This window comes from Streptomyces sp. PA03-1a (genome assembly GCF_033792805.1).
In the GTDB taxonomy this organism is placed as follows: Bacteria; Actinomycetota; Actinomycetes; order Streptomycetales; family Streptomycetaceae; genus Actinacidiphila.
This window is the reverse complement of the sequence record NZ_JARAVO010000135.1, coordinates 1-24,743: the sequence shown is the minus strand read 5'-3', so window position 1 is coordinate 24,743 and position 24,743 is coordinate 1. Positions and strand designations below refer to the sequence as shown.

25 protein-coding genes and 1 pseudogene are annotated in these 24,743 nt (G+C 72.1%); 14 read left to right on the top strand and 12 right to left on the bottom strand.

Annotated elements, in window-relative coordinates:
- Positions 1-19: 19 nt before the first annotated feature.
- Together PV341_RS27380 and PV341_RS27375 are read right to left on the bottom strand one after the other, a co-directional pair.
- Positions 20-667: a DUF5987 family protein gene (locus tag PV341_RS27380; RefSeq protein ID WP_500359236.1), complete on the bottom strand. Its 648-nt coding sequence runs from the start codon at positions 665-667 to the stop codon at positions 20-22.
- A gap of 3 nt (positions 668-670) precedes the next feature.
- Entirely contained in the window at positions 671-1,252 is a 582-nt protein-coding gene (locus PV341_RS27375) for a hypothetical protein (protein ID WP_500324732.1), read from the bottom strand.
- 194 nt (positions 1,253-1,446) lie between these two features.
- Between PV341_RS27375 and PV341_RS27370 the strand changes: the two genes are divergently transcribed.
- Positions 1,447-2,139 carry a FadR/GntR family transcriptional regulator gene (locus PV341_RS27370; protein ID WP_500324731.1) on the top strand — a complete coding sequence of 231 codons (693 nt, stop codon included), beginning with the start codon at positions 1,447-1,449 and terminating at the stop codon, positions 2,137-2,139.
- Positions 2,140-2,190: 51 nt separating this feature from the next.
- Here the strand turns inward: PV341_RS27370 and PV341_RS27365 are convergent, their stop codons facing one another.
- Positions 2,191-2,928, bottom strand: a complete 738-nt coding sequence (locus PV341_RS27365) for an SDR family NAD(P)-dependent oxidoreductase (RefSeq protein WP_500324729.1) — start codon at positions 2,926-2,928, stop codon at positions 2,191-2,193.
- A gap of 135 nt (positions 2,929-3,063) precedes the next feature.
- On the opposite strand from PV341_RS27365, the gene PV341_RS27360 reads away from it, so the two are divergent.
- The 5 genes from PV341_RS27360 (at position 3,064) to PV341_RS27340 (ending at position 8,288) form a co-directional block, all read left to right on the top strand.
- Positions 3,064-3,705 (top strand): TetR/AcrR family transcriptional regulator, encoded by a 642-nt coding sequence (locus tag PV341_RS27360; RefSeq protein ID WP_500324727.1) that lies wholly within the window; start codon positions 3,064-3,066, stop codon positions 3,703-3,705.
- A gap of 139 nt (positions 3,706-3,844) precedes the next feature.
- Complete coding sequence (locus PV341_RS27355; RefSeq protein WP_500359234.1) at positions 3,845-4,372, top strand: SRPBCC family protein; 528 nt, start codon at positions 3,845-3,847, stop codon at positions 4,370-4,372.
- A gap of 50 nt (positions 4,373-4,422) precedes the next feature.
- On the top strand, positions 4,423-4,974 hold the full coding sequence (locus PV341_RS27350; protein WP_500324724.1) for a YrhB domain-containing protein: 552 nt from the start codon (positions 4,423-4,425) through the stop codon (positions 4,972-4,974).
- Between the two features lie 234 nt (positions 4,975-5,208).
- The gene (locus PV341_RS27345; RefSeq protein ID WP_500324722.1) at positions 5,209-5,952 is read left to right on the top strand and encodes an HAD family hydrolase; all 744 of its coding nucleotides are present in this window, start codon (positions 5,209-5,211) and stop codon (positions 5,950-5,952) included.
- Positions 5,949-8,288 carry a glycoside hydrolase family 65 protein gene (locus tag PV341_RS27340; RefSeq protein WP_500324720.1) on the top strand — a complete coding sequence of 780 codons (2,340 nt, stop codon included), beginning with the start codon at positions 5,949-5,951 and terminating at the stop codon, positions 8,286-8,288. Before PV341_RS27345 ends, PV341_RS27340 begins: the two co-directional genes overlap by 4 nt.
- 58 nt (positions 8,289-8,346) lie before the next feature.
- Here PV341_RS27340 and PV341_RS27335 read toward each other — a convergent pair whose 3' ends face one another.
- Both PV341_RS27335 and PV341_RS27330 read right to left on the bottom strand, forming a co-directional pair.
- On the bottom strand, positions 8,347-8,715 hold the full coding sequence (locus PV341_RS27335) for a hypothetical protein (protein WP_500359233.1): 369 nt from the start codon (positions 8,713-8,715) through the stop codon (positions 8,347-8,349).
- Positions 8,716-8,783: 68 nt separating this feature from the next.
- A complete protein-coding gene (locus tag PV341_RS27330; protein WP_499515882.1) occupies positions 8,784-9,998 on the bottom strand; it encodes an MFS transporter in 1,215 nt (404 codons plus the stop codon).
- A gap of 160 nt (positions 9,999-10,158) precedes the next feature.
- On the opposite strand from PV341_RS27330, the gene PV341_RS27325 reads away from it, so the two are divergent.
- The gene (locus PV341_RS27325) at positions 10,159-10,629 is read left to right on the top strand and encodes a MarR family winged helix-turn-helix transcriptional regulator (RefSeq protein ID WP_500324716.1); all 471 of its coding nucleotides are present in this window, start codon (positions 10,159-10,161) and stop codon (positions 10,627-10,629) included.
- A 170-nt stretch (positions 10,630-10,799) separates the two neighbouring features.
- Positions 10,800-11,627, top strand: coding sequence for an aldo/keto reductase (locus PV341_RS27320; protein WP_500324714.1), 828 nt, complete (start codon positions 10,800-10,802; stop codon positions 11,625-11,627).
- Positions 11,628-11,690: 63 nt separating this feature from the next.
- Here the strand turns inward: PV341_RS27320 and PV341_RS27315 are convergent, their stop codons facing one another.
- Both PV341_RS27315 and PV341_RS27310 read right to left on the bottom strand, forming a co-directional pair.
- A complete protein-coding gene (locus PV341_RS27315) occupies positions 11,691-12,554 on the bottom strand; it encodes an alpha/beta fold hydrolase (protein WP_499515879.1) in 864 nt (287 codons plus the stop codon).
- Positions 12,555-12,592: 38 nt separating this feature from the next.
- Positions 12,593-12,985 (bottom strand): hypothetical protein, encoded by a 393-nt coding sequence (locus tag PV341_RS27310; RefSeq protein WP_500324712.1) that lies wholly within the window; start codon positions 12,983-12,985, stop codon positions 12,593-12,595.
- Positions 12,986-13,370: 385 nt separating this feature from the next.
- Here PV341_RS27310 and PV341_RS27305 point away from each other — a divergent pair.
- Positions 13,371-14,423 (top strand): annotated as a pseudogene (locus tag PV341_RS27305) (molybdopterin dinucleotide binding domain-containing protein); the annotation flags it as partial.
- Between the two features lie 64 nt (positions 14,424-14,487).
- Here PV341_RS27305 and PV341_RS27300 read toward each other — a convergent pair.
- Both PV341_RS27300 and PV341_RS27295 read right to left on the bottom strand, forming a co-directional pair.
- Positions 14,488-14,907 (bottom strand): SRPBCC family protein, encoded by a 420-nt coding sequence (locus tag PV341_RS27300; RefSeq protein ID WP_499515876.1) that lies wholly within the window; start codon positions 14,905-14,907, stop codon positions 14,488-14,490.
- Positions 14,908-14,943: 36 nt separating this feature from the next.
- Positions 14,944-15,954 (bottom strand): aldo/keto reductase, encoded by a 1,011-nt coding sequence (locus PV341_RS27295; RefSeq protein WP_500324710.1) that lies wholly within the window; start codon positions 15,952-15,954, stop codon positions 14,944-14,946.
- Between the two features lie 289 nt (positions 15,955-16,243).
- On the opposite strand from PV341_RS27295, the gene PV341_RS27290 reads away from it, so the two are divergent.
- The 4 genes from PV341_RS27290 to PV341_RS27275 all read left to right on the top strand — a co-directional run bounded on the left by PV341_RS27290 (position 16,244) and on the right by PV341_RS27275 (position 20,259).
- Entirely contained in the window at positions 16,244-17,347 is a 1,104-nt protein-coding gene (locus PV341_RS27290) for an NADH:flavin oxidoreductase/NADH oxidase (RefSeq protein ID WP_500324708.1), read from the top strand.
- Positions 17,348-17,456: 109 nt separating this feature from the next.
- On the top strand, positions 17,457-18,026 hold the full coding sequence (locus PV341_RS27285) for a GNAT family N-acetyltransferase (protein WP_500324706.1): 570 nt from the start codon (positions 17,457-17,459) through the stop codon (positions 18,024-18,026).
- A gap of 112 nt (positions 18,027-18,138) precedes the next feature.
- A complete protein-coding gene (locus tag PV341_RS27280) occupies positions 18,139-19,617 on the top strand; it encodes a hypothetical protein (protein WP_500359231.1) in 1,479 nt (492 codons plus the stop codon).
- Positions 19,618-19,734: 117 nt separating this feature from the next.
- Positions 19,735-20,259, top strand: a complete 525-nt coding sequence (locus PV341_RS27275; RefSeq protein WP_500324702.1) for a P-loop nucleotide/nucleoside kinase family protein — start codon at positions 19,735-19,737, stop codon at positions 20,257-20,259.
- A gap of 279 nt (positions 20,260-20,538) precedes the next feature.
- On the opposite strand, the gene PV341_RS27270 is transcribed toward PV341_RS27275, so the two are convergent.
- Complete coding sequence (locus tag PV341_RS27270) at positions 20,539-21,393, bottom strand: NAD-dependent epimerase/dehydratase family protein (RefSeq protein WP_500359230.1); 855 nt, start codon at positions 21,391-21,393, stop codon at positions 20,539-20,541.
- 136 nt (positions 21,394-21,529) lie between these two features.
- Between PV341_RS27270 and PV341_RS27265 the strand changes: the two genes are divergently transcribed.
- Positions 21,530-22,378: a helix-turn-helix transcriptional regulator gene (locus PV341_RS27265; protein ID WP_500324698.1), complete on the top strand. Its 849-nt coding sequence runs from the start codon at positions 21,530-21,532 to the stop codon at positions 22,376-22,378.
- A gap of 193 nt (positions 22,379-22,571) precedes the next feature.
- Here PV341_RS27265 and tpg read toward each other — a convergent pair whose 3' ends face one another.
- Together tpg and tap are read right to left on the bottom strand one after the other, a co-directional pair.
- Positions 22,572-23,120, bottom strand: a complete 549-nt coding sequence (tpg, locus tag PV341_RS27260; protein ID WP_500359237.1) for a telomere-protecting terminal protein Tpg — start codon at positions 23,118-23,120, stop codon at positions 22,572-22,574.
- Positions 23,121-23,135: 15 nt separating this feature from the next.
- A partial coding sequence (gene tap / locus PV341_RS27255; protein ID WP_500359228.1) for a telomere-associated protein Tap occupies positions 23,136-24,743 on the bottom strand: 1,608 nt, incomplete at its 5' end.

Sequence of the window (24,743 nt, the reverse complement as noted above, 5' to 3'; positions counted from 1 at the left end):
GCTCGGGTAGGGCCGTGCTCTAGGATTGGGACGGGTAGCGCCACAGGCCGTCGGCGTCGGGCGGGGGGAAGCCGGTCCAGACCAGACCGGGGTGGCCTTCGGCGAGGGCCTGCGCGGTGTGGCGGTGGGCGGCGGTGTCGAAGGCCAGACCGACGAGGAAGGCGAGCAGTTGCCAGATCGGGCGGTCGAGGTCGTCGGCCCGGAAGAGCCCGGTGACCAGGGTGGTGCGGTGGTCGAAGGAGAGGCCGACGAAAGGCGGGCGGTCGAGCGGGAGCAGGATGAGCCGGCTGATCGCGTAGGCGGTGGCGCGGGCGTCCAGCAGCGCCGCGATGCCCGGCAGGAGCGGGTTCAGCGGGAGGTCGGGCGAGGCGAGCAGGGTGATGACGCCGGCCTGTACGGCGCCCGGGCCGGGGGCGGCACCGGCGATGGCGCGGTCGGAGGGGGAACGTCGCTCCCCCGGCACGAGGGTGTCGGCGAAGGCTTCCAGGGTGGAGACCGGCCAGGAGCCGAGCGCGGCGGGAGCGGCGGGAGCGGCCGCGGCGGGAGCGGCCGCGGCGGGAGCGGCCGCGGCGGGAGCCGCCGCCATGCCCAGCGCGGGCAGGGCGGCGACGGCGGCGGCCAGACCGCGCAGCACGGCGCGCCGGTCGATGCCGGGGAGCGGCTCCATCGGCTACCACCCCGCGCACAGGAGGCTGAAGGGCAGCGTCACGGAGAGCCCGCTCTCGCCGGCCTCGTCCCCGTAGGCGTCCAGGACGTCCGCCACCTCGGGCAGTTGCGGACGCAGCGCGGCCACCAGGTCGCCGATGCCCACGGTGACCCCGTTGAGCCGGAAGTTCGTCAGGAGCATCGCCGCACGCCGGTTGCGCTTGTCGAACCAGTAGCGGCCGTCCCAGGAGACGTACGGGACCGCGCCGGTGGTGGACTGCACGCTCCAGTGGTCGCGCTGGTAGTAGCGGCACACGGGGAGGGCGAGCGCGAAGCGGGCGGGTTCGGCGAGCAGGAAGCGGACGGCGCCGCCGTTGTCGAGGGTGATGTCGCGCTTGGAGTACTCCACGCACACCGGGTCGGACAGCCAGAGCCACGGGTCGGGGGTCTCACCCTCCCCGTACGCGTGCCAGTCGCAGGCGGCGGCGAACGGCGGCTCGGAGTACGGGTCGGGAGCGTTGGCCGAGGCGGGGGCGGTGGCGGTCACCGCGAACAGGGCGGCCGCGGCCAGGGTCAGCAGGCGTGAGGAACGGCGGAAACGGGGCATGGGCAGACTCCGGCGGTCGTGGGGACGGGGCGTACGGGGCCTGGGCACCACGCAGGATGCCGCTGACGCGACGTCAGGGCAAGAGGTTGCACACAGACTCATTGAATGAGTGGCTCATCCACTGCCTGAGTGTGTTGACGCGGTCCCCGTTGCTCGGTGGGCTTGGACCGGACCGCTTCGAGAGGACGACCACGGTGGAGCCACTGCCCCGCGAGACCATCGTCGACGTGCTGGAACGCCGCCTGCAGGAGGACATCCTGGGCGGCACCCACCCCGCCGGCACCCTGCTGCCCCCCGAACAACGCCTCGCCGAGGGCTACGGCGTCACCCGCACCACGGTGAAGCACGCCTTCGGCCGGCTCACCCAGGCCGGTCTCCTGGAGACCCGCCACGGCGTCGGCACCCGGGTCCGCGACTACCTGCGCCTCGGCGGTGCGGACCTGTTGCCCATGCTCGTACGGCACAACCCCGGGTGGCTGGCCGACATCTTCGAAGTCCGTGCCGGTGTCGGCACGTTGATCGCCGAACGCGCCGCCGTCAAGGCCACTCCCCCGCAACGCGCCCGGCTGCGCACCCTCCTGGACGCCGTCGGCACCGCCGCCGACCCCGACGCCGTCCAACTGGCCGACGCCGAGGTCCACCGCGCCCTCGCCCAGGCCACCGGCAACCGCGTCTACGTGCTCCTCACCAACACCCTCTTCGCCGCCTACCTGCCGTTGCGCGCCCGCCTGGTCGCCCCCTTCCGCGACCCGGCGGAGGCGGCCGCCCGCCTGGAACCCCTCGTCACCGCCGTCATCGACGGTGCCGCGACCACGGCCCGCACGGCGGCCCAGGCGTACCTCGCCGAGACGCAGCGCATCATGCTGGAGTCGCTGGAGCCGTCCTGAGCCGAGCGGACCGCCGCGGAAGGGTTCCCCGGTCCGCGGCGGCCGGCCTCGTCAGCGGGCCTGGTCGGTGGGCCGGATCAGGATCTCGTTCACCGCGACGTGGTCGGGCTGGGTGACCGCGTACAGGACGGCGGCGGCGATGTCCTCGGGCTGCAGGGTCCGCATGGACTCGGCCATGCTCTTGGCCATGGCCTGGATCGCCGGGTCGGTGATGTGGCTGGTCAGCTCGGTCGAGACGAAGCCGGGTTCGACCAGGACGACCCGGACGCCCTGTTCGGTGACCTCCTGACGGAGCGACTCCGCGAAGGCGGTGACGCCGAACTTGGTGGCCGAGTACACGCCGCTCGCGGCCGTCGCCGTGCGCCCCGAGGTCGAGGAGACCTGGACCACGGCCCCCTTGCGCTCCAGCAGGTGGGGCAGGGCGGCGTGGACCGCGTACATCGAGCCCAGCAGGTTGGTCTCGACCATGCGCGTCCACTCGGTGGTGTCCGCACCGAGGATCGGGCCGCTGAGCATGACGCCCGCGTTGTTGACCAGGATGTCGAGACCTCCGAAGCGCTCGACGGCCGCCGCGACCGCGTCGCGCACCGATGCGTGGTCGGTGACGTCCAGATCGATGGCAAGCATCTCGCCGGGGGCGTCCTGCACGAGGTCCTTCAGCCGGTCGGCCCGCCGGGCCCCGACCGCGACCAGGGCGCCGGCCTTCGACAGGGCGATGGCCGTGGCCCGGCCGATGCCCGAGGACGCGCCGGTGACGAGGACGACCTTGCCTTCCAGGGTGCCGCTCACGTTGTTCTCCCAGGGGTTCGTGTTCGTGGTTCGCGACCCGGGCAGAAGGTGACCGCCGGGTCATGTTGAGCGTAACAGCTAACCTGACCCTCCGGTCACGTTGGTGATAGGCTCCACACCTGGGAGGAGGCGCGGATGAGCGGGACGACAGCCACTCCGGGCCAGCGGGCGGACATGGTGCGCAACCGACGCCTGCTGCTCGAGGCGGCGACGGCGGCGTTCGCCGAGCGCGGGGTCGACGTGCCGATCGGTGAGATCGCCCAGCGGGCCGGCCTCGCCAAGGGCACCGTCTTCCGGCACTTCGCCTCGAAGGAGGACCTCCTCGCGGCGATCATGCTCCAGTTGCTCGACCAGCTCGTCGGCTCGGCCGGCCGCCTCCTGGAGGCCGACGACTCGGGGGCGGCGCTGCGCGAGTTCATGACCGACGGCGTCGAGGCGCTCGCCACCGACCGCGCGTTCTGCGAGGTGATCGGCCGCCCGTCACTGCAGCACGCCGAGGTCCGCGACCGCATCGCCCTGCTCTGCGACGCCGCCGAGGCGCTCACGGCCCGGGCGCGCGAGCAAGGCGCCGTGCGCGGCGACATCACGGGGACCGACGTCGTCCTGCTGCTCGGCGGGATCCACCAGACGGCGGCACCGCTGCTCCCCATCCAGCCGCAGGCGTGGCGCCGCTACCTCGCGCTGGCCTTCGACGGGCTGCGCGCCGCCGACTCCGGGCCCTTGCCGGAACCGCCACCCGCGCGCCTGGAGATCGCCGACCCCGCGACGTCGCCGTAGGGCACACGCACCCACCCCTCCCCCGACCAGCGGAACATCGGGCCCGCCGGCGCATGCCGCCGGCGGGTCTTGACCGCATCCATGCCCATGGGAGAGCATTGCTCTCATTGGTAAGCACTGCTCTCGACGGGGGATGGGGATGAAGCTGTTCTACGCGGGCCCGCCGCTCGGGGAACTGCACGAGGAGTACGCGAAGAAGGGCCGGCTGGACGAGCGCGCCCCGGTCAGGTCGACCAGTTCGGTCACCGTTGACGCACCGGTCGCCACGGTGTGGCGGCTCGTCAGCGACCTGCGCGCCTGGGACACCTGGCGCTCCGACGCCCGCGTCGTCGGGCTCGGGGCCGTGGAACCGGACGCACGCTTCCGCTGGAAGCTGCGGGGGACGCGCATCACGTCCTCCTTCGCCGTGGTGGCGCCCGAGCGGGAGCTGTCGTGGACCGGGCTGGCGATGGGCTGGGTGAAGGCGGTCGACCGGATGCGGATGGCACCCACGGACGACGGCCGGACGGTCGTCACGATCGAGGAGTCGCTCTCCGGGCCGCTCCTCACGCTGTTCTACGACAGCACACGGCTCCGCAGGGGCCACGAGGAGATACTCCGCATGCTGAAGGCCGCCACGGAGGAGAGCGCGGAGGAGAGCAGGGCCTCGTACCGGCCGGGGACCTAGGACCAAGGGACCACTGGCCCGGTCCGCGCCGGTTGCGGGATGCTCCCCGCATGATCGAGCGCGAGGACGCGGTCCGGAGGGTCCAGGAGCACCTGGACCGGTGCTTCCCGGGGCGCATGGCGGTGGTGGAGGCCGAGGAGCACGAACTGGTGTGGGTCGTCGTCTACCAGTCCGCGGAGTACGTCAGGACCGGCGACGCGGAGCATCTCCTGGCCGGCAACGGACCGTACCTGGTGGACCGTGCCGACGGCCGCATGCACGCGATCGGACCTGTGGACTACCTCATGGGCGGATGGGAGGACGAGTACCGGGCGCGTGTCCGCCGACTGCCGGTGCGGACCGCGGTGGACGATCTGGACGACGGGATACGCACGTCGGTGGCCGCCCGCGGCCGCGTGTTCGCCATGGTCGAGCTGCGGGAACGGATACCGGCGCTCACCCCCGCCGACGCCTTGGCCTACGTGACGGCCGTTCAGGCCGCCCGCCCCGCGCCGCGGCGTCCGCTCGCCGTCGTCAGCGAGGCCCTGGTGCCGTACCGGGAGCCCGTGATCAAGCCCGTCCCCCAGAGACGCGAAGACGCCGGTCAGGACGGGGGAACCTGACCGGCGCCGGTCTGCGTTGCGGGGCCGCGGTGGCGGTCGCCCCCGGCGAGGGGCTCCGTGGGGCTTCAGCCGAACGATCGTCCCCACGGGCGAAGGGATGAGGCCCGGGGTCACTGGCCCACTCACGGCACCCGCATCATGTCGAACCGTGCCCCGGCCCGGATTGTTCCCGCGTCCCGGTGGTCCGCGGCCGCGGAAGGCATGCCCGGGGCCCGCTGCGGGGAAGCGCGTTGCATGACGAAGACCGGTCTCCCGGAGGGCATCCGGGCCTGCCTGTTCGATCTCGACGGAGTGCTGACCAAGACCGCGGTCGTGCACGCCGCCGCCTGGAAGGAGGTGTTCGACGACTTCCTGCGGCACCGGGAGGGTGCGGACTTCCGCCCCTTCGACAAGGTGACCGACTACGACGAGTACGTCGACGGCCGCCCACGCGCGGACGGCGTGCGGGCCTTCCTGGCCTCGCGCGGCATCGAACTGCCCGAGGGCTCCGCGGACGACCCGCCCGAGCGCGACACGGTGCACGGGGTGGGCAACCGCAAGAACGTGATCCTGCTGGAGAAGATCCGCAGCGAGGGCGTCGAGGCCTACCCGGGCTCGGTCCGCTACGTGAAGGCCGTACGGGCCGCCGGCCTGCGGACGGCCGTGGTGTCCTCCAGCGCCAACTGCCGCGACGTGCTGGTCGCGGTCGGCATCGAGGACCTCTTCGACGTGCGCATCGACGGTGTGGTGGCCGCCGAGCGCAAGCTCCCCGGGAAACCGCACCCCGACACCTTCCTTGAGGCGGCGCGCGAGTTCGGGGTGGAGGCGAAGGCGGCGGTGGTCTTCGAGGACGCGCTGGCCGGCATGGACGCCGGCCGCTCCGGCCACTTCGGGTACGTCGTGGGGGTGGACCGGGTGGGCCAGGCCGACGCCCTGCGCGCGCACGGCGCCGACATCGTCGTACGGGACCTCGCCGAGCTGCTGGAGGCGGACGCGTGATCAGCCACTCCTCCTACGTGGTCGAGCCGTGGTGCCTGCGTGAGACGGAGCTGGACCTCGACGTGCTCGCCCAGAGCGAGTCCGTGTTCGCCCTCTCCAACGGCCACGTCGGCTGGCGCGGCAACCTCGACGAGGGCGAGCCGCACGGACTGCCCGGCTCTTATCTGAACGGTGTCCACGAACGGCACCCGCTGCCCTACGCGGAGGCGGGTTACGGCTACCCGGAGGCCGGCCAGACCGTCATCAACGTCACCAACGGCAAGATCATCCGGCTGCTCGTCAACGACGAGCCGTTCGACGTGCGCTACGGGCGGCTCGTCTCGCATGAACGCGTCCTCGACCTGCGCGCGGGGCATCTGCGCCGCACCTGCGAATGGACCTCCCCCGCCGGCTGCACCATCCGGGTGACCTCGACCCGCCTGATCTCGCTCACCCAGCGGTCCATCGCCGCGGTGGTGTACGAGGTCGAGGCCGTGGACGACGTGCGCCTGGTCGTCCAGTCCGAGCTGGTGGCCAACGAGCAGCTGCCGACGACCTCGGGCGACCCCCGGGTCTCGGCCGTGCTGGACTCCCCCTTGCAGCCGGAGGAGAACCTGGCACTGGACAACCGTCTGCGCCTGGTGCACTCGACCTCGGTCACCGGACTGCGGGTCGCGGTGGCGGCCGACCACGCCGTGGAGGGGCCGCCGTCCACCCGGAGCTTCAGCGAGAGCAACGACGACACCAGCCGGCTCACCGTCACCTCGTCCCTGGCGGCCGGGGAGAAGCTGCGCCTGGAAAAGATGGTCTCCTACGGCTGGTCCCAGGTCCGTTCGCTGCCCGCCGTGCGCGACCAGGTGGAGGCGGCGCTCGCGGGCGCCCGCAGCACGGGCTGGCAGGGGCTGTGCGACGAGCAGCGCGACTACCTCGACGCGTTCTGGGCGCGGGCGGACGTGGAGATCGACGGCGACGCCGAGATCCAGCAGGCGGTCCGTTTCGCCATGTTCCACGTCCTGCAGGCGGGTGCGCGCGCCGAGCAGCGTGCGATCCCGTCGAAGGGCCTGACGGGCTCGGGCTACGACGGGCACTCCTTCTGGGACACGGAGACCTTCGTCCTTCCGCTGCTCACCCTGACCTCGCCGGAGTCCGTCGCGGAGGCCCTGCGCTGGCGCCGTGCCACCCTGCCCGCCGCCCGGGAGCGCGCCCACCAGCTCGGCCTCGAGGGCGCCGCCTTCCCGTGGCGCACGATCGACGGCTCGGAGGGCTCGGGCTACTGGCCGGCGGGAACGGCCGCGTTCCACATCAACGCGGACATCGCCGACGCCGTCGTCCGCTACGTCTCCCTCACCGGCGACGAGGACTTCGAGCGCGAAACGGGTGTGGAGCTCCTGGTGGAGACCGCGCGCATGTGGCACTCCCTCGGTCACCACGACCCCCACGGGAACTTCCACATCGACGGGGTCACCGGGCCCGACGAGTACAGCGCCATCGCGGACGACAACGTCTACACCAACCTGATGGCCCAGGCGAACCTGCGCGCCGCCGCCGACGTCGTCGAACGCCACACCAAGGAGGGCGCGGCCCTCGGCGTCGACGACGAGGAGACGGCCGCCTGGCGGGACGCGGCCGCGGCCATGACCGTCCCCTACGACAGCGCGCTCGGCGTCCACGAGCAGTCGGCGGGCTTCACCCGGCACCAGATGTGGGACTTCTCCACCACGCAGCCCGACCAGTACCCGCTGATGCTGCACTTCCCCTACTTCGACCTGTACCGCAGGCAGGTGGTCAAGCAGGCGGACCTGGTACTGGCCATGGTCAAGCAACCGGAGGCCTTCGACGACGAGCAGAAGGCACGGAACTTCGCCTACTACGAGCCGATGACGGTGCGGGACTCGTCCCTTTCGGCGTCGACGCAGGCGATCATGGCCGCCGAGGTCGGTCATCTGCGCCTCGCCTACGACTACCTGGGCGAGGCGGCGCTGATGGACCTGCACGACCTGGAGAACAACACCCGTGACGGCCTGCACATCGCCTCCCTCGCCGGCACCTGGGCCGCGCTGGTCGGCGGCTTCGGCGGGATGCGGTACCGGGACGGCTGCGCCGCCTTCGCACCGCGGCTGCCGGAGAAGCTGCGGCGGCTCGCCTTCACCCTGCAGGTGCGGGGGCGGCGGCTGAGGGTGGAGATCACCGGCGCGGCGGCGACGTACACCCTGCTGGACGGGGAGCCGCTCGAGCTCTACCACTACGACGACGGGTTCACGCTCACCGTCGACCGCCCGCAGACGCGCAAGGTGCCGACCCTGCGCACGCGTCAGGCGCCGGAACAGCCGCCGGGCCGCAGTCCCCGGCACCGCTGACCTCCCCGCGTGCGCGGCGGGTGCGCGGCGCCGGTCCCCGAGGGGGCCCGGCGCCGGGTCAGCGCCCGGGGAAGTGGGGCAGGACCTCCTCGGCGAGTTCGTGCAGTACCTCCGCGACCGGGCGGTCCCCCGGACGGAGGTTGAGGGAGACGTGGGCGACGCCCAGGTCCGCCATCGCGCCCAGGTGTTCGACGAGGGCGGTGCGCCCGGTACGCAGGCCGAGGCGGATCAGGGCGCTGAAGCCGAGGCGGTCGGCGAGCCGGGCGAGGTCGGCGTGACCGCTCAGGTCCGGCACCCCGAAGGGGCGCCCGGCCTGCTGGTCGGCGGCACGGCGGCCGGCTCCCCAGTCGTTGTCCAGGGGCAGTTCGAGTCCGAGGGTGAGCCGCTGGTGCGGGCCGGTGAGGCGGGTGAGGGCGGTGCTGGTCATGGTGCGGGCCTTCGTCGGTGCGGTGTCGGGGCCGGGACCGGCGGTGCCTGTGGTCCCGGCCCCCGCGGTCAGTGCCGGGAGGTGAGGGCCGGCTGCTCGGCGGGCGCGGCCCCGGTGACGACCCGGCTGGTCCGGCCGCCGCGGCCCTTCTCCAGTGCAGCGGAGACGACCGCGAGCACGAGGGCGGAGGCGGTGAGGACGGCCCCGACGAGGTTCGGCGCGGTGTAGCCGAAGCCCGCGGCGATGACGACCCCGCCGAGCCAGGCGGACAGCGCGTTGCCGAGGTTGAAGGCGCCGATGTTGACGGCCGAGGCCAGGGTGGGGGCGCCGGACGCCTGGTCCAGGACCCGCTTCTGCAGCGGCGGCACCGTCGCGAAGCCCAGGGCGCCGATGAGGAGGATCGTCACGCCGGCCGTGACCTCGTTGTGGGCGGTGAGGGTGAACAGCGCCAGCACGGCGGCCAGGGAGCCCAGCGCCGTGTACAGCATCGGCATCAGGGCGCGGTCGGCGTACTTGCCGCCGACCAGGTTGCCGACGACCATGCCCGCGCCGAACAGGACCAGCAGCCAGGTGATGGAGGAGTCGGCGAACCCGGTGACCTCGGTCATCATGGGCGCGATGTAGGTGATGGCCGCGAAGACGCCGCCAAAGCCGAGCACGGTCATCGCCATGGCCAGCAGGACCTGGACGTTGCGGAAGGCGCCCAGTTCGTGGCGCAGGCGCACGCCCTGCGGCTTCGGCATGTCGGGCACCAGCTTGAGGACGCCGGCCAGGCCGACGACGCCGAGGCCCGCGACGACGAAGAAGGTCACGCGCCAGCCGGCGTTCTGACCGATGAAGGTGCCCAGCGGCACGCCGATCACGTTGGCCACGGTGAGGCCGGCGAACATCATCGAGATCGCGCGCGCCTTCTTCTCCGGGGCCACCAGGTCGGCGGCGACGACCGAGCCGATGCCGAAGAAGGCGCCGTGCGTGAAGGAGGCGAGGATGCGCCCGGCCATCATCACGCCGAAGGCGGGTGCCAGGGCGGAGACCAGGTTGCCGAGCACGAACAGGCCCATGAGCAGCATGAGCATGTTCTTGCGGGACACCTTGGTGCCGAGCAGCGTCATGATCGGCGCGCCGATCATGACGCCGAGTCCGTAGCCGGTCACGAGCAGGCCGGCGGTGGGGACGGAGACCCCGAAGTCGGAGGCGACCTCGGGCAGCAGGCCCATGATCACGAATTCGGTGGTTCCGATCCCGAAAGCCCCGATGGCGAGGGCCAGGAGCGCGAGAGGCATGGCGGAGACCTTCCAGATGTTGCAGTGGCACCTAACAAGCGAAAACAATAATTGCAGACGCGCTATAACGTCAAACGCTGGACATCTCCGGGCGGCGGCTTACCATGGCCAGTGACGACGAACAGCCTTCACCCGCAGCCGCTGCACAAAGGGGACCTCGATGACCGCCACCGATCCGGCCCTGACCGCCCTCGCCCAGGGGTGGCACGCCCTGTCGCTCCTGCACGGACGGATCGAGGGGCGGATCGAGAAGCAGCTCCAGGTTCACCACGACCTCAGCGTGCGCGAGTACTCCCTGCTCGACGTCCTCAGCCGTCAGCACGACGGGGAGGGCGGCCACCTGCAGATGCGCCAGGTCGCCGACGCCGTCGTACTGAGCCAGTCGGCGACGACCCGCCTGGTCACCCGGCTGGAGGACCGCGGCCTGCTGGCCCGCTACCTCTGCCCCACCGACCGGCGCGGCATCTACACGGACGTGACGGAGGCCGGCCTGAAGCTGCTGGAGGAGGCCCGGCCGACGAACAACGCGGCGCTGCGCTCGGCGATGGACGACGCGGCACTCGTCCCGGAGCTCGCCCCCCTGGTCAAGGCGGTGGAGGACCTGCAGGGCGCGAAGGTCCCGGCTTCCTGACCCGGCCATTCCGCGCACGAACTTATTCCGCGTTTGCAATTAACCGCGTGCGCAACTAATCTGGTCGTGGAGCACGGGAAGGGCGCGTCCCCCGCCCCCTCCCGGGACGTTCACCCGTCCGCACTCGCACCGGCACCCATCGCCGGCCGCGACGCGAAAGGATCTGCACCATGACCACCCCCACCCCGGACATCACGCTGAACAACGGCGTCACCATGCCGCAGCTCGGCTTCGGCGTCTTCCAGGTGCCCGACGCCGACACCGCGACCGCCGTCACCTCGGCCCTGGAGAGCGGCTACCGCAGCATCGACACCGCGGCGATCTACGGCAACGAGGCCGGCGTCGGCCAGGCCCTCGCCGCCTCGGGCATCGCCCGTGACGAACTGTTCGTCACCACCAAGCTGTGGAACGGCGACCAGGGCTACGACAGCACCCTCGCCGCCTTCGACGCCTCCCTCGCCAAGCTCGGCCTCGACCACGTGGACCTCTACCTGATCCACTGGCCGGCCCCGGCCCGTGACACCTACCTGGACACCTGGCGCGCCTTCGAGAGGATCCACGCCGAGGGCCGGGCCCGCGCCATCGGCGTCTCGAACTTCCAGCCCGCGCACCTGCAGCGGCTCATCGACAACGGCGACGTCGTGCCCGCCGTCAACCAGGTGGAGCTGCACCCCCAACTGCAGCAGGCCGAGCTGCGCGCCTTCCACGCCCGGCACGGCATCGCCACGGAGGCATGGAGCCCGCTCGCCCAGGGCGCCGTCCTGAAGGACCCGGTCATCACCGGCATCGCCGGCCGCCTGGGCAGGACCCCGGCCCAGGTGATCCTGCGCTGGCACCTGCAGCTCGGCAACGTGGTCATCCCCAAGTCGGTGACCCCCGAGCGGATCCGCGAGAACCTCGACGTCTTCGACTTCGTGCTCTCCGACGCCGACGTCGCGGCGATCACCGCCCTCGACAACGGCACCCGCATCGGCCCGGACCCCGACGCCTTCAACTGATCGCCCGGCCACGGGCCGCGGGGCACCCCGCGGCCCGGCGGGCGGCAGCGTACGGCGCGTGCCTCAGGAGGCGGTGCGCTCCTCGATCCGCCGCAGCGCCTGCTTGAGGTACCCGGCAAAGCGCGGGTAGTTCTCGCTCATCGGGAAGTGCCCGATCTCCTTCATCTCGATGAACTCGGCCCCGCGGATCTGCTCCGCGGTACGGGCCCCGTCCTCGGGGGTGGTCAGGTAATCGTACTCGCCGGTGAGCATGACGACCGGGCAGCGCTCCCCGTCGATCTCCCCCAGCCTGCCCCGGAGGTCGTGGTCGACGGAGTAGAAGTACAGGTCGCCCTTGAACGCCTCCGAGCCCTGGCTGTAGTAGAACCAGGTCGCCCAGCGGTCCGCGTCGGGCGACTGCGGGGCCATGAGGTCCCACACCCCGCTGGCGCAGACCTGCGCCGCGTTGGCGTGGGGATGCTGCCACCAGTCGAGGTAGAAGCCGGGAGAGTAGTCCGCACCCTCCACGGGGATGACCGCCTTGAAGCGGTCCGGGTGCCGCAGCGCCAGTTGCAGGGCCACGTTCCCGCCGAAGGAGGAGCCCATGAAGATCGGGTCCTCCAGACCCAGCGCGTCGCAGAACGCGGTGATGAAGGCGACGTAGTGGTCGGCGGTGAGCTTGTACTCCTCCTTCCACCACTCCTTGTTCAGCGGCGGGTCGGACTTGCCGTGGCGGGCGAGGTCGTAGGCGATGACGCGGTGGTTCGCGGTGATCTCCTCGTCCTCCAGGAGGCCGCGCCACTGGTGGTTGTGGCAGCCCGCCGTGTGCTGGCACACCAGCGGCTGTCCCTGGCCGTTCTCCAGGTAGAAGACCTTGTACTGGACGTCCTCCACGTCGATCGTGACGTAGTGGCCGGTCACCGGGGAGATACGGGAGGCGGTGCTCATCGAGGGGTCCTTTCGGCGGTGCGGGGCGGAACGGTGGTTCAGCCCAGCGGGCCGGTGAGGCGGAGCAGTTCCAGCTGACGGGTGAGGCAGCGCAGGTTCTGCATGAGGACCAGCAGGTCGCCCTCCAGCCGCATGTCCCGCTGGAAGCTCGCCGCCCAGATGCCGTGGTACATCGGCTTCGGCACCGGCGAGCAGAACTCCCGCCAGGTCGCGGCGCCGGCCCTGATGGCGAAGTCGTAGGCGGTGAGCGGCTCGGGATCGACGACGAGGTCCTCCACCCGGCCGCGGTGCATGCGCACCAGGAAGGCGTGCCGTTCCATGTCCAGTAGATAGGTGCAGCTGAAGTACGCCCCGTGCGCCCGCAGCTCCGCGTCGCCGTCACTGAGCCGGCGGAACTCCTCCACCGGCCCCTGTGCCGTTGCCGTCGCCATGTCCTCTCCTCGCTGACGTCGATCTTTGCGCCCAGCTAATACACCGCCAGGTGCGCGCGGGCGGGGGCACGCCGTCACGTCCCCCGCACGCACCCCGGCAAAGCGTCCGGTGGTGGCACCACCACCCCGCACGGCGCGCCCACCAGGCGGGCCTCGCGGCGGGCCCGCCCTCCTGGTGCACCTCCGGGGAGGACAGCGCCCCAGATGCCCTCATAGGATAAAGATCATCATTGAATGCCACATTTGCCCCGAAGGTGATCGGTATGAGCGTCCAGGGCGTGAACGAGCCGATGGCACCCGGCGACGGCCGGCCCGAGGTACCGCCGACCGGCGGTGCGGGTCCCGCCGACGACAAGCGGCCGTCCCAGCACGACTACCACCACCCCGCCGCAGCCTGGGGCGCGAGGGCGCCGGCCCCTCCCCCGTGCGCGGGCACAGCAACGTCCAGGGCAACCGCACGTGCGGCATCGACCACCGGCCGGCCGAGGCCTTCCTGGACCGGCTCGCCGCGGTCTGCGGCATCGACCCGCCCCGGGAGCACGAGGTGTTCGTCGGGATGGGCGGCAATTTCGTGCTCGCCGCGCCCGACACCCCGTACACGGCCCAGGGCCTGGCCAAGTGCGCCCTGACGGCGCACGTGAGCACCAAGCTCAACCGGAGCCACCTCGTCCACGGCAGGCAGGCCCTGATCCTGCCGTGCCTGGGCCGCACCGAGAAGGACGAGCAGCGGCGCGGACTGCAGGCCACGTCCGTCGAGGACTCCATGAGCATGGTCCACCTGTCCGTCGGCATGAAGCGGCCCGCCTCGCCCCACCTGCTGTCCGAACCGGCCATCATCGCCGGCATGGCGCGCGCCGCCCTCCCCGGCAGTTCCACGCCGTGGGAGCACTACGTCGAGGACTACGACCGGATCCGCGACACCATGGCCAAGGTCCTGGACGGGTTCGAGGACTTCAACCGTCGTGTCCGGCTCCCCCTGGGCTTCCGGATCCGCCAGCCCGCGCGCGAACTGGTCTTCTTCACGCCCTCCGGGCGTGCCGAGTTCTCCAGCGCGCCGCTGCCGGACGTGGTGCCCCGCGACGGGATGCTCGTCCTGCAGACGATTCGCTCCCACGACCAGTGGAACACCACCATCTACTCGGACGACGACCGCTACCGCGGCGTGAAGAACCTGCGCACCCTCGTCCTGATGAACCCGGCCGACATGCGGGCCCGGGACATCGAGCCCGGCACCCTCGTCGACATCACGGCGACGGCCAAGGACGGCAGCCGGCGCACGCTCACCGGCTACCGCGCGCTGCCCTACGACATGCCCCGCGACTGCGCGGCCGGCTACATGCCGGAGATGAACGCGCTCATCGCCGCGAACGACTACAGCACCCAGAGCGACCAGCCGCTGATGAAGAGCGTCCGGGTCACCATCGGCCCCACCGGCTGAGGCGCCTGCCGTCACCACGATGCTCCCCCGCCACCGGGCGTGACGGGGGAGCGTCGGCGCGGGTTCAGCCCGCGAGCGTGCCGTGGAGCGCTTCGAGGCCGTCGCGGTAGATGCCGGTGAACAGCTCGACCACCTCCGCCTCGCCGGCACCGTCGGGGACGAACCGGCCGCTCCACACGACCTCCGCGACCTCCGGCTGCCCGGGTACGGCGTGGACCCGCAGGTCGGAGACGTACCCGGTCACGGGGAAGGGCGCCTGAAGGATCGCGTACGCGTAGTGGCGCTCGGCTTCGTTGAAGGCCACCATGCGCTCGACGATCACCTCGCCGTCGGGGTTGCGGAGCCTGCGCACCCGCCCGCCCTCCAGTGGGGTGCTCTCGGGGATGAACGGGAGCCAGTCGGGCAGCGCGTGGAAGCCGCCGATCAGGTCCCAGACGCGTTCGGGCGACGCGGGCACGACTCGGCTGACCGAGGTGGACGCCATGGTCTTTCTCCTTGGCTTGTGGGGGGGCGAGGGCGTTCAGGCGCCGTTCGGGAGCGGCGCGGCGGGGCTGACGAGGCCGGAGGCGCGCAGGTCGGACCAGAAGGCGGCCGGGACGTCCTCGTTGAGCGCGGCGATGTCCTCGGCGATGCGGCCCGGCTTGGTCGAGCCGGGGACGGCGGCGACGGCCACCGGGTGCGCGAGGGAGAACTGCAGGGCCGCCGCCTTGACGCTCACCCCGTGGCGGGCCGTGATCTCCTTGATGCGCCGTACGCGCTCGACGATCTCCGGAGGCGCGTCCTGGTACTCGAAGTGGGTGCCGCCGGCGAGGACCCCGGAGCTGTAGGGGCCGCCGACGACCATGCCGACGCCCTGTTCCTGCGCCTTGGGCAGCAGCCGCTCCAGCGGTCGCGCGTGGTCCAGCAGGGTGTAGCGGCCGGCGAGCAGGAAGCCGTCGGGCTGCGGCTCGTCCAGGTCGAGCGTCAGCTCGATGGGCTCGACCCGGTTCACGCCGAGGCCCCAGGCCTTGATGACGCCCTCGTCGCGGAGCCGGGACAGCACCCGGAAGGCGCCCGTGCGGGCCTCCTCGAACTTGCTCAGCCACAGGTCGCCGTGGAAGTCCTGGGCGATGTCGTGCACCCAGACGATGTCCACGCGGTCGACGCCGAGGCGCTTCAGGCTTCCCTCGATCGACCGCTCGGTGGCGTCGGCGGTCCATTCGTGGAGCATCGCGTTCGGACGGCCGTGCTCGAAGAGCCCGCCCTTCTCGCCGAGGTCGCGGGCGCCCGGCTCGGGCTCGTCCAGGATGACGCGCCCGACCTTGGTGGCCAGCACGTACTCGTCGCGGGGCCGCCGCGAGAGCAGCTCGCCGAGCCGCAGCTCCGCGAGACCCGCGCCGTAGAAGGGGGCCGTGTCGTAGAAGCGGACGCCCTGGTCCCAGGCGGCCTCCAGGGTCGCGCTCACCTCCTCTTCGGGGATGGCGCGGAACATGTTGCCGAGGGGGGCGGTACCGAAGCCGAGGCGGCCGGGGATGAGTTCCTTGAGCGACATGATGGTGCCTTTCGACGACCGTACGCGGGGGGCGAGGTACCCCGCCGCGGGGCCGGGAGGTGAGGGGATTGCGCCTTACGAGGATCGAGGTTACTTGCAGACGCGGACTAATGCCAACGCTTAATATCTGCGTCATCCACTTGTGGGCGATCGAGCACTGCACGCGGGGTGCGGGAATTAATCAGCGCGTGCAATTATTGAGGGAGCCTGTAGGGCGCATACGCATGAGCGATGCAACGACGCGTTGCCGCGTGACCCGGCCCCGACCGCCCCCTGAGGAGACAGCTTCGTGACCACCACCTTGTTCGAGCCTTTCACCCTCCGGTCGCTGACCATTCCGAACCGGATCTGGATGGCCGCAATGTGCCAGTACAGCGCCGCGCCGGACGGCGAGCAGGCGGGCGTGCCGAACGACTGGCACTTCACGCACCTGGCGGCCCGGGCCACCGGCGGCACCGGACTGATCATCACCGAGGCCACCGCGGTCAGCCCCGAGGGCCGGATCAGCCCGTACGACCTCGGCATCTGGAACGACACCCAGGTCGAGGCCTTCCGCCGGATCACCGCCTTCCTGAAGTCCCAGGGCACCGTGCCCGGCATCCAGCTCGCCCACGCCGGCCGCAAGGCCTCCACCGAACGCACCTGGGTCGACCGCGGCGCCCCCATCACCCCCGACACCCAGCACGGCTGGACACCCGCCGGCCCCAGCGCCGTCCCGTTCGACACCGGCTCCACCACACCGGAGGAGCTCAGCACCGAGCAGATCGGCCGGATCGTGGCGGACTTCGCCGCGGCCGCCCGGCGCGCCCTGGACGCCGGGTTCCAGGTCGCCGAGATCCACGGGGCCCACGGATACCTCATCAACCAGTTCCTCTCCCCGCACAGCAACCGCCGCACCGACGGCTACGGCGGGGACTTCGCCGGCCGCACCCGCTTCGCCCTGGAGGTCGTCGACGCCGTCCGCGCCGTCTGGCCCACCGACCTGCCGGTCTTCTTCCGCATCTCCGCGACCGACTGGCTGAGCGAGAACGCCGACGACGACCGCGAGGGCTGGACCGCCGACGACACCGTCCGCCTCGCCAAGGAGCTGCAGGCCCGGGGCGTGGACCTGATGGACGTCTCCACGGGCGGCAACGCCCCCAACGCCAGGATCGTCGCGTCTCCCGGCTACCAGGTGCCGTTCGCCGAGCGCGTCCGCAACGAGACCGGTATGCCCGTGGCGGCCGTCGGCATGATCACCGAACCCGACCAGGCGCAGACCATCGTCGCCTCCGGCAAGGCCGACGCCGTCCTCCTCGGCCGCGAGCTGCTGCGCGACCCCTACTGGGCGCGCCACGCGGCCACCGCGCTGGGCGGGAAGGTCACCACCCCGGTTCAGTACCACCGTTCCTGAAGGTCGTAACAGCCCCGTCCCCGTCGTACCGTCGTACGGCGGGGACGGCGCACGCCGGAGGCGGAAATCGCGTTGCGCGGCGTCTCCCCGCCCGGACAGCATCACCCCCGTGACCTACACGCTGCGTGAGTACGCCCCTGCGGACGAGGCCTCCTGGCTGCGCTGCAGGGTGCTCTCGTTCCTGGGCACCGCCTACTACGACGACGTCGACCGCGCCAAGCCGCCGATCCCGGCCCCCGGCCTGGAACTCGTCGCCGTCGACGCGTCGGGGACGGTCGTCGGCATCATGGACACCGTCGTCGACACCGCCCTGGCGACCATCGACACCGTCGCGGTCCACCCCGACCACCAGCACCGCGGTCTCGGCCGGGCCCTCCTGCACCGCACACGCGCCGAGGTCCGCGAGCGGGGCGCGACGACCCTCGACGCCTGGACCCGCGACGACCCGGACACCCTCGCCTGGTACCGCGCCATGGGCTTCGCGGAGAGCGACCACTACCTGCACGTGTACGCCCACCAGTACACCGCTCCCGGCGAACCGGACCGCGCGATCCTCACCCCGCGCCCCGGCCTGCGGCTCATGGCCGCCTTCCTGCACGCGAAGCTCGAGGACGAGACCCGCATGCGCGCGGAGTTCAGCCGCGTCCACGTGTGCCGGCGCTTCTCCATGACGACGTGACCCCTCGCCTTCCCCGACGGCCTTCCCCTGCTCGCCGTTCCGGTCCCGCCCACGCCGGACGGCGCCCCCCGGCATCGCACGGCCGGCCTGGCCTGCGCCACGATGGTGCCCTGTGAACGACCTCCTGTACGGCCTGGCCGGCAATCCCTCGCTGCCGCCCGAATGGGTCGACCGTCTGATCGCGACCGCGGACGCCGATGTCGCCGGTGCGCTCGCCGACCGCCCCGACCTCACCCGTGCGCAGGTGGCGGCCCTGGCCGCGCGCGACGAGGACGCCGCCCTGAGCCTGGCGTACGGGGGACGTCTCTCCGCGGCCGATGTCGATCCCGTCGACCGGCCGTTCGTCGCGCTCGCCCTGCTGGACGGGCGCGCGGGACCGCCGGAGTGGGCGCGCCTGCTGGCCACCACGGGGTCCGTCGAGCAGCGGGAGAAGCTGGCCGGCTGCCCCGGTCTCCCCGAGGATGTGGCGCGTGCCCTCGCGGCGGACCCCGAGGTCGGGGTGGTCGCGGAACTCGCGCTGTGGACGACGTCCGATCTCGCCGCCCGCCTGGCGGAGCACCCGCATGCCGGGGTGCGTCGCGCGGTCGCGGTCAACGAGGCGACCCCACCTGATGTGCTGGCGGCGCTCCTCGACGGCGGAGCACTGCCTCCGGCACGCTTCTGCCGGGTCTGCGAACATGAGCCGACGCATGAGCCGACGCCGCCCGGGGAGCACTGCGAGGGTGCGCACGAGTCCACCGTGCACGCGACGCTGCAGGCCGCCCTGGGCAATCCGGCCACGCCCGCGTCCGCCGCCGCAGCCTTCGTCGACCATCCGTCCCTGCTGCTGCGCCAGGAACTGGCCGGGCGGATCGACCTGCCGCCGCAGGTGTACGCGCGGCTCGCAACCGACCCCGTCCCCTGGGTCAGGGCGCAGCTCGCGGACAACCCGGGGATCGGCGAGGAACTGATCCGGACCCTGGCCGTCGACCTCGGCCACGACGTGCGGCGACGGCTCGCACACCACCCGGCGGTGCCGCTGGACGTCCTGGACCGGCTCGCCTCCACCGTCCGGATCGGTCCGACGCCGCTGCCGCGCATCTCCTCGGCCACTCCCGACGAGATCGCCGGGCTCGCCACCTCGCCGAACCCCGTCCTGCGGATGTTCCTGGCCGGGCGAACCGATCTGCCCGACGAGATCCGCGACGCCCTGGCCCGCGACCCGGACGCGAAGGTGGTGGGCGCCCTCGCGCCCCATCCCGGTCTGAGAGAAGCCCAGTTGGCGTCCATGATCGACCGGCATGGTGCGCGTGTCGCCGCGCGGGTGGCGGCCAACCCGGACGCGACTGCGGCCCTGCTGGAGCGATTGGCGCACATCCGGCCCCCCGTCCGGAAGGCGCTGCGCGAGATCGCCCGGCACCGGCACGCGACGGCCGCGGCGCTGATCCCCTGCCTCGACGACCTACGGGCAAGGCCCCTGGCCGCGGCCCACCCGGCCCTGCCGCCCCCGGTGATCGCCGAACTGCTTGCGGACGAGGACGCGCAGGTGGTGCACGCGGCGGCCGCCAATCCGTCCCTGCCGTCGGCGGCGATGGCACGTCTGCTGCGCTGATCGTCGTGCGGCCGAGGGCTTCCTTCGACGGCCCGAGGGTCTTGCCTGCATCAGGCGGGCCGGCACCGCCGGACCCGAAGCCTTGCCGCCGCCCGCACAGCGCTAGCATCGGGACGCATGATCGTATGGCTCAACGGCACCCACGGCGCGGGGAAGACGACGACCAGTGCGCTCCTGCAGCCGCTGATCCCGGATTCACGGGTGTTCGACGCCGAGAAGGTCGGCGAGACGCTCATGGACATCACGCCCGGGCTGCCCGCGACGGACAACTTCCAGCACTGGCCGCCGTGGCGACCGCTCGTCGTCGAGACCGCCCGGCGGGTACTCGACTACACCGGCGGCACCCTGGTGATGCCCATGACCGTCCTGGTCGAGCGGTACTGGCGCGAGATCAGCTCGGGCCTTGCCCGGCATGCCATCCCGGTCCGGCACTTCGTCCTCCACGCCGACCAGGACACCCTCCGCGGGCGCATCGAGGGCGACACTGTTCTCGGCCCCAATTCCCCGTTCCGTCTCCGATACCTCGAGCCCTACGCCGAGGCGGCCCGCACCTGGTTGCACGGCGAGGCAGAGGTAGTCGACACCACGCACCTCACGCCCGCCCAGGCCGCCCAGCAGATCGCGGAGGCCGTCAAGGGCTGAGGTGCTGAGCCGAAGCACGATGGGTGTCACCACCGGCATCCACTGAACTGCGGCTTCGGCCGGGCGAAGCACAGTGGTTGTCACCGGTACGGCGCGCTACCTGTCACCCCCTCTGCGCCCCGCAGCCGCCTGAGCCGAAGGCAGCAGCATCAGATCCTGCCCGCGCGGTGCCGATCGTGACGCTACCGGTGCTGTACCTGGTGGCGGTCGTGATCCGTGTGGCGGGGGCGGTGCTGGTGGGGCGGATCAGAGGGGGGGACCAACCTCGCGTGGTGACCGTCACAGGGCTCCGGCGTCCCGGGCCGTCCAGGCGCTCGGATAGATCGGCCGGAAGCCGAGCTCCCGGCGGATGCGCTGGTTGGACATGATCCCGAACCACGGGTCGGGGTCCGTGAGCTCGTGGAGCCCGGCGGGCACCTCGACGCCGTTGAGCTGGTACAGCTCGACCGTCGTGACAGGGGCGTCATCGGCGATGTTGTAGATCCGGCCGGCGATGCCCGGCGCGTACAGCAGACGCATCAGACCCTGGGCGACGTCCGCGTGGTGGGCCATCTGCAGGCGCTGGTGCGGCGCCCAACCGGCGGCCCAACGCAGGGAGTCGGTGAGGTGCGGGTCGCCCTCGCCGTAGACGAAGGGGAGCCGCCCGATGCGTACGTCCAGGCTCTCAAGCGCAAGCAGTTCACGCTCGGCCTCGGCCTTGGACTCGGGGTAGGCGCCCCACATCTCGCCGCCCGGCCGGCTCTCGTCCGCCTCGGTCAGCGGGCGGCCCCGTCCGACGCCGTACACATTGCCCGTGCTGACCTGCACGAACCGCTCCACGCCGGAGGCCTGCGCGGCGCGGCCCAGGGCCACCGCGGCGTCCCGGTTGACGGCCCATGCCTCCTCGTCCGGCACCCCGCGGAAGGAGGCGGCGACGTTCACGACGGCGTCCACGCCGACGAGCGCCTTGCCGAGTGTCTCCTCGTCGCGCATGTCTCCTACGGCGACCTGGGCGCCCAGCTCCGCGAAGCGCTCGCCGCGGGTCGCATCCCGTACCAGGACCCGCACCTGCTCGCCCGGCTGCCGCTGGGCCAGCAGCCTCGGCACGAAGCGGCGTCCGACCTGTCCCGTCGTTCCGGTCACCAAAGTCAGCATGATGTGCTCCTCACGCGCTGTGTCGCCTGTCGTTGACGACCAGCCTCGGCGGATACGGGAACGACCGGGAGAGACCTCTTCATCAGGGGATCGGGAGTCCCTGGATAAGCCGGCCGGCCTCCCGCACCCTGGAGAGGTGAACCGAGGCGAACTAGCCGACTTCCTGCGCCGCGCCCGCGCCCGCCTGGACCCCTCCGACGTGGGCCTCACCGCCGGCGCCCGCCGCCGTACGCCGGGGCTGCGCCGCGAGGAGGTGGCCCAGCTGGCCGGCATGTCCGTGGACTACTACACGCGGATGGAACAGTCCCGGGGCCCGAGCCCGTCCCGCCAGATGCTCACCGCGCTGGCCCGCGCCCTGCGCCTGACGGAGGACGAACGCGACCACCTCTTCCACCTCACCGGTGAACAGCCGCCGCGCCGGGAGGCGACCAGCACGCACGTGCGCCCGGGCCTGCTCCTGGTGCTGGACCGGCTGGACGACACCCCGGCGATGGTGGTGACCGACTGCGGCGAGGTCCTGGCCCAGAACGCGCTGTCACGGGCGTTGAGCGGAGACGTCCTCGCCCGCCCGCCCCAAGGACGCAACATGATCCGCCGATTCTTCCTGGACCCGGCGGCCCAGGAACTGTTCCCGCCCGAGGACCGCCCCGAGCGCGCCCGCGAGCAGGTCGCCGGCCTGCGAGCGGTGGCCGCGGCCCGCCCCACGGACCCCGAACCCTCCTCCCTCGTCGCCGAACTACGCGCCGCGAGCGAGGAGTTCGCCCGCCTCTGGGACGAACATGAGGTCGCCGTACGCCGCGCCGCCACGAAACGCTTCCGGCACCCTGCGATCGGCATCCTCGAACTCGACTGCGAGGTCCTGGTCAACTCCGACCACAGCCAACAGCTCGTCATTCACACGGCCCGTCCGGGCACGGAGTCGTACCAGCGTTTGCAGTTGCTGCGGGTGGTGGGCTTGCAGGACCTGTCGCCGACGAGCTCCTGAACGCGTGCGCGCCTTTCACGTTCGCTCCCTGCCCACCGCACAGCGCCCACGATCCCGAACTCCGCGCCATCTGGCGCCGACAGCGGCGCAACGTCTGCCACTGGCACAGGCAGACGGACGACCACCCCTACTACCGAGCGCTCAGGCCCCTGCCTGACGGCCACGCTGAGCAGCTGGCCGAGGCTATCGACACTCAGAACTCGAACTCGACGTAGTCGATGTCGGTGAAGTCGACGTGCAGTCCCTGCGCGCGGCGGCCGCGGTCCTTGAAGTAGACCTCCTGGAGGCCCTCCGCCGCGATGGCGCGCAGTTGGTCCTCGCCGGCGCCCGCGGCACGGGCGGTGAATAGACGGGCGGCGTAGTCGGGGGGAAGGGCCTGGGTGACGAGGCGGACGCGGGCGTCGTCGGTGGAGCCCGGGGCGGCCGTGAAGCCAAAGCGGGCGCGGGTCTCGATCACGATGCCGCCGGTGGTGGCCGCGTGGCGGCGGGCGCGTTCACGGACGCGGGGCTGCCACCGTCTGCGGACCTCGTCCTCGAGGCGGCCGGCCAGGTCCTTGCGGGGACGTTTGATCTCGCCTGTGAGGTAGCGCTCGACGGTGCGCTGCGAGACGCCCAGCAGGGCGGCGACGGCCCTGGTGCCCTTCTCCTGCTTCACCAGGAACCGCATCTGGGCCTGCGCCGACTTGGGCACGGGCCGTGTGAGGGTCTTCGCCGTGGCCTTGTCGAGGCCGTCGCCGAGCATGCCCACCGGACTCTCCTACTCTCCGTCGAGTGCGGCGTCGCCGCCCTTGATGTGGCGGGCGGGGTTGTGGCCGTCCTCGAGCAACTCCACGGCCCACATGAGGGATTGGGTGCCCTCGTGCTTGACCATCCCGGGCGACACCCCGAGCCGGAAACCGCCGGGCAGCGGCTTGCCCTCGGGCGTGCGCGGCAGGAAGTCCAGCGGGCCGGGGCCGTCGGACAGGTACACGGCGCAGTCGGAGAGCACCGCCACCGGGAAGAGGCCCACCGCCGCGAACCTGACCATCTTGCGGTGCATGTTGACGCGCGCGGTGGCGATGACGGCGGCGCGGATGTCGGGGCGCCACGTGGGCCGGTCGAGGGCGGGCCAGCGCTCCCCCGGGCGGTAGCCGGTGCCCTGAGGGCGTTCGCGGAGCTTGCCGATGCCGCCCTTGACGGTGGCCTTGACGGCCGAGAGGAGGCCGGCGCGGGCCGGGTCGGCCTCCTTGTGGTGTTCCATCGCGGCGAGGAATTCGGCCTCCGGCATGCCGGAGACGACGCCGAGTTCGGCCATGGTGGTCATGTAGGCGTCGCGCAGGCGGCCGTACCAGGCGTCGAGGTAGGCGCCGTGCTCGGGGCGGACGTACGCCTCGGTCGGGCGCACGTCCTGGCCGAGTTCGACCGCGTACGCCACGGTGGGGGTGGCATACCAGGCGGGGCCCCCGGGGCGGGTCCCGTCGGGGGTGAACGGGTTCGGCAGGCGCGGGTCGACGTCGATGTGCGAGAGGTCGACGAGCCAGGACCCGGGCAGCGCCTTGTCGAACTCCGGGGCGCGGACGTGGACGGCGGCGCCGAGGCCCACGTTCAGGCGGTTCGCGGCGGCGGCGAACGCCATGTTGACGTCGATCCCGACGGCGTACTTCCGGGCGCACTCGTCGTCGGTGAGCAGTTGCGGGTCCCGGGTCCACTCGAAGGCCTCCTCGTCGAGGACTTCTTCCGGGGTGCGGCGGTGCCCGCGCGCGAACAGCGAGGCCACGACGGGGTGTTCGTCGGGGGCCTCGGGAGGTGCCGGGTCCACGGGCTGCGCGAGGGCACCGGGGTTCGGAGCCGGGACCCAGGAGCCGGTGGCCTGGTCCTTGACGGCGCGGGTCGGCGGGCGCAGGGCGGTCATCAGTTCCAGACCGCTCACGGCGGTGGAGCCGCGCGGGGTGATGACGCGGTGCGCGTAGTCCGCGAGCAGTTGGGCGAGCTCGGGGGGCGGCAGGTGCTCGACGTCGCCCCAGGAGCGGCTGTCGAGGGCGCCCCACGGCAGGACGGCGAGTTGTACGCACTGACGCCTGCCGTCCTGCGCCGGGCGGTACACGCGGGCCCAGGGGCCGAACCCGCGGCGGGTGAGCTGCCACTTGGCGCGGGCGATCTGCCGGACGACCTTGTGGTCGGCGGGCAGGCGCAGGGCCCTGCGGTCCTCCAGGACGGTGGGCAGGCCGAGGCGTTCGGCGGCCGGGGCGGTGAGGACGATCAGCGGGTCCGCGTCCTTGCCGTTGCGGTGCAGGCGCGGCGCACCGAGCCTCGCTTCGGTGAGCGTCCACGCGACGAGCGAGGGGACATCGGTCGCCGGGCAGGGCAGCACGAGGCCGCCGGCGCA